This window comes from Moorena sp. SIO3B2 (genome assembly GCF_010692525.1).
GTDB lineage: Bacteria > Cyanobacteriota > Cyanobacteriia > Cyanobacteriales > Coleofasciculaceae > Moorena > Moorena producens.
The window spans coordinates 1-4,266 of sequence record NZ_JAAHHE010000453.1 but is presented as its reverse complement, the minus strand read 5'-3'; the positions used below and the strand labels follow the sequence as shown (position 1 = coordinate 4,266).

Below are 4,266 nucleotides of genomic sequence, written 5' to 3'. Positions count from 1 at the left end.
TATGTTTCACAACCTTCTAATAACTGCTTAAAATTTTGTTCGGCTTTTTCTCCCAAACGGCTCGCTCCAAACTTGATATAACAGGTTTCGCTTCCAGCTTCGGTGTCTTTACCATAGTGGCAAATAGCAAAACCCATTAGACCTTTTTCATCGAAAAAAAAGATTGTTTCCCCTAAATTTTGCTTTTCAACAACACGAATTTCAACCTCTAGATCTAGCCCCTCATGGAAAGAAGCAACTAATTCACGGCTGGCTTTAAGGCACTCTAAACGTTGGTTATCAGAAATTTTAGAATATCTAAATTCTTGTAATTTTTTTGTTTTTTTGATAGGTTTTTTTGACATAATTGCTGTCAAAAATCGAGGGTAGAATCCATACTTCTGATATAAATAGAGATGCTTAGGGCTGTTGGAACGAGTAAAAAAACCTGACTGCTCAATCTGCCACTGTTTTAGACATTCCATCGCTGGTTCAATTAATTGTTGAGCGATTTTATGACCCCAAAAATCTGGATGGACTGCTAAGGGTCCAAAAAGTCCAAAGCTTCCCCAGTTAATCGCAAAATTGACTCCAACTAGCTGTCCATCAACTTCAGCTCCAAAAGCAGTATTTGGGTTATTAAACCAGCGGTTCATGTATGTTATGTCTGCTCCATAATTACTCGAACCATAAGGCTCTGTTAAAGCACTAAAAGCCTCTCGAAAAACTTGATCGGCAAGTACTAGTTCATCTTTGCGTAGTGTGCGAATATCAACGTACATAACTTTTATTTTTTTTCAAATTCATTAAGTAATATTTTTATCCTTTATTTCCCTATCAAAATAATCATAATTCAGAGCCATAACCATCAAACCAGAAATCTTGATTGTCTTCAGTAAAAGTATAACTTATAACCGGCTATTTTAGCTGAATAGGAGCCTCATTATACAAATTTGGAGAAATTCAGCCATCTTTTGCCGAGCTATTTCCGACTGGGAAAGTTCCCAATTAGACTGAAAAACATGCCACATGCCATCAGACAGATATTGTTGGGTAAATACGGAACTACTAATATCTAAAATCTAAATAGACTTTCTCAGGATTAATTTGTAGAATTAGGAGCTACAAAGCCCTGTATTTACATTCATAAAAAATCAAAAAAGGGGCAGGCTATGACAGCAATTTTTATGGTGTTATGTCCAGTATTTTGTAATCAATAAGCCTGCCCTTACCGAACAGCGGAAGTTATAACTCCTTAACCAACCTATGGTCAACTATTTGTTACCTGACTGTAAGGAAAAACATGATGCATCTTTTTTGATGAAACTTAACAATACCCACTTAGACAAAAACAAAGTTAGCTTCACTCAAACTATTTGACTGAACTCCTAGTAGAATTGCTAAGTCTTGAGTTTCAGTACTAATTACAGTGTTAGTTCCATCTTGAGTTAAACTCAAATCGCTAAATTCTAAATCTAGATCGCCAATACCTAGCACATCCACTTCTAATTCAAAGTCGGTGATGGTGTTAACTCCCTCTGGCAAAGAACTGATAGCAATCCAGAAGGAATCAGTCCCAGGTCCACCAGTAATAACGTTCCCACTTCCGGTACTAACAAATATTGTATCATCTCCATCTCCAGCAATAATACGGTTATTTCGACCAAGGAAGAAAAGGTCGTTGTCTTTTCCGCCCTCCAGAAGGTTGTTACCACTGGCATTTGTAACATCAAAAATGTCGTCGCCAGAACTACCAAATACGAAGTCTCCATCTCCATCAAAGCCAGGAGTTATCCCAACCTTGAATAAATCATCATCTTCAGAACCAAAAACTTGTCCCAAGATATCATCATCTTCACTGGTTGTATCATCAACTTCACTGATGCTAATTAACGCAATCGGATAGTTTGGAACTGTAAAATCGGCGGAGCTAGTAGGGACAGCATTCTCCACATCCTTTGGAGATAAAATATTGCCATCGGGAATAAAACCAGGATGCTGGATGATCACACCTTTTTCATCGATACCAGTGTTTGGTTGAAAATCAATTAAAGGAACTGGGCCAACGCCTACTGCATTAAATCTATCTTCGTCATTCACTTCGGTACCAGCATCCAAAATTTCAGTTCCAGAAATGATAAAGCTAGTAGGAACAAAATTACCTGCATCGTCAAATATCTGATGTTCGATAGCATTTTCGTTACCGAAAAAAGCATCATTGCTAGGAAGGATCATCGAAGCGTAGCTAAAATACTTACTACCAGGAATACTATTGTCAATAGAAACTATCGTTGACACGATATCGCCTGGGAATAAATCTAGGAAAGGATCTGGAGTTGTCCCAATTAACCCTTGGGCAAACCCACCTTCTGTATCGTTAAAATCTTCCATCAGGTCTTCAGCATTACCGTCTTCAGCTAATCTCTCAATAGCTATTGATGCAGGGGAATTCAAGTCAAATGTATCAAATCTACCATCATGAATACCAAACCAGAGTGGACTAAACAAGGTACCATTTCTTGGTGCTAGATTTTCGACAGTGATTTTTAATTTGAATTGATTATCCATAATTAATCTCCTAATCAACACAATTTGGATAATTTATAAAGCAAGAACTTAAACTTTTTTGTTGAAATAGTTAAGTCTTGATATTTTTCCTTGAACCGGATCATCAATGCCTGAATCATTGTATGCATCACCCCTCTTATCAAGAAGATCAAAAATACTTGCATTCTTTCTTAGCGCTAGCGGTAATTGCTTTTGGAACGCCCATCCGTGATTGCATAGGCCGCTATTTTTTAAGCATTGTTCAGAATTACTATGACATAGAGTTTGTGCATCTATGGTAAAAGCATTCACACCACAGTTCGCAACAGAAATAAAAATGGTGGGTGACACTACAAGTTTTATGACTACCTACAATATTTATTCAAGCTTCATACACCCTAGCATAAAAAATGTGTCAGTTGCGGGCGATCCTAAATTTCTCCTTCAAAGCAGAGAACACCAACCCCCCGACTGTAGTCCATGGCTCCCCAGCTTTTAAAGGAACCTTTTAGACCCTTGAATTTACCGCCAGCTTCGACAATATTGTATTCGGTTTGAGCCATATATAAGTTGTCCTCAACTGGTGTATGTATTGATGTATCCTCAGTATAGAGATAGCTGCCATCATTGGTCACAAAGTAGTGTTTCAAGTCATATTTTTTCTTACCATCGGGCAAATCTTGTGACCCAGTTACTTTTGCGTAGACACCACCATCAAAAACTCCTGTCATTGCGACTGAAAAGTTTGATTCGTCAATTGCCCTAATGTTGGCAGTACCACCAATTGAAATCGTCTCAGACATATTATTATCCTGTATTTTTAAAGTTTGTCAAAATTGCCTTGATCCGCCTTCAGTGGAAGGCAAAAGTTATAGGGCAGAGGCTTGAGCGGGAAAGACTGGTATTAAATTTAGACTTCTTGCCTTCCGCCATTAGGCTTTAAAACCCCAGCTTGTGTAAGGTATCCACAATTAGTTGGGGTTTCAATTCCCATTTAATTGCCTTCTGCCTTAATTTAATGACTTATAAAAACTTAGGCAAAATTACAACCCCCTTAGTATTGTGAAGCAACATTATTTTTCAGGTTGTGGGACTCATGACCCTTTAAAGGTGGTGTGAAAACACATACGAGGCGCAAATTAGTCTTAGCCCGTAGGTAATGCTTATCATGCTGATCGAGAGCATACATAGTTCCCGGTTTTATGGGATAGATAACACCATCTGCTTCTACTTCACCTTCTCCTTCAATACAGTAGCAAGTTTCTTTATGATTTTTGTATTCCAGTAAAGACTCTGTATTGGCAGTAACAGTGGTGTCAGTAAGGGAATATCCCATAGAATCTTTTTCAATCAAGAATCTACGACTTCTCCCATTGCCCCATTCAATATCCCTTTCGGTGTTAATAAGTTTTTCCAATTCATTCACAATCATTTCATTAGTCTCCTATTAGCTAAAAAACGTTAGTTTGATGTCAATTATGTTACCATTTGTTTGAAGATACCGAGGACGATAGCTTCAGCTAGTTGGGGTTTAAATCCCCATTTAATTGCCTTCTGTCCTGATTTAATCACTTATAAGAACTTAGGCAAAATTACAACCCCCTTAGTATTGGGAAGCAACATTATTTTTCAGGTTGTGGGACTCATGACCCTTTAAAGGTGGTGTGAAAACACATACGAGGCGCAAATTAGTCTTAGCCCGTAGGTAATGCTTATCATGCTGATCGAGAGCATACATAG

6 protein-coding genes are annotated in these 4,266 nt (G+C 37.9%); all 6 read right to left on the bottom strand.

Features of this window, described 5'->3' with window-relative positions; all coding sequences use genetic code 11:
* On the bottom strand, window positions 1–761 hold a 761-nt coding region (locus F6K38_RS35970), incomplete at its 3' end, for a GNAT family N-acetyltransferase (RefSeq protein ID WP_287359830.1).
* Between the two features lie 559 nt (window positions 762–1,320).
* A complete protein-coding gene (locus F6K38_RS35965) occupies window positions 1,321–2,547 on the bottom strand; it encodes a spondin domain-containing protein (RefSeq protein WP_287359828.1) in 1,227 nt (408 codons plus the stop codon).
* A gap of 48 nt (window positions 2,548–2,595) precedes the next feature.
* Window positions 2,596–2,877 (bottom strand): hypothetical protein, encoded by a 282-nt coding sequence (locus tag F6K38_RS35960; RefSeq protein ID WP_287296781.1) that lies wholly within the window; start codon window positions 2,875–2,877, stop codon window positions 2,596–2,598.
* A gap of 80 nt (window positions 2,878–2,957) precedes the next feature.
* The gene (locus F6K38_RS35955) at window positions 2,958–3,329 is read right to left on the bottom strand and encodes a hypothetical protein (RefSeq protein WP_287296779.1); all 372 of its coding nucleotides are present in this window, start codon (window positions 3,327–3,329) and stop codon (window positions 2,958–2,960) included.
* Window positions 3,330–3,580: 251 nt separating this feature from the next.
* Window positions 3,581–3,958 (bottom strand): ectoine synthase, encoded by a 378-nt coding sequence (locus F6K38_RS35950; protein ID WP_287296777.1) that lies wholly within the window; start codon window positions 3,956–3,958, stop codon window positions 3,581–3,583.
* Between the two features lie 171 nt (window positions 3,959–4,129).
* The coding region (locus F6K38_RS43720; protein ID WP_353737254.1) for an ectoine synthase at window positions 4,130–4,266 on the bottom strand (137 nt) is incomplete at its 5' end.

Coding starts and splice junctions, on each gene's coding strand:
- F6K38_RS35965 (WP_287359828.1), bottom strand. CDS start 2,547: ATGGATAATCAATTCAAATTAAAAATCACTGTCGAAAATCTAGCACCA.
- F6K38_RS35955 (WP_287296779.1), bottom strand. CDS start 3,329: ATGTCTGAGACGATTTCAATTGGTGGTACTGCCAACATTAGGGCAATT.
- F6K38_RS35950 (WP_287296777.1), bottom strand. CDS start 3,958: ATGATTGTGAATGAATTGGAAAAACTTATTAACACCGAAAGGGATATT.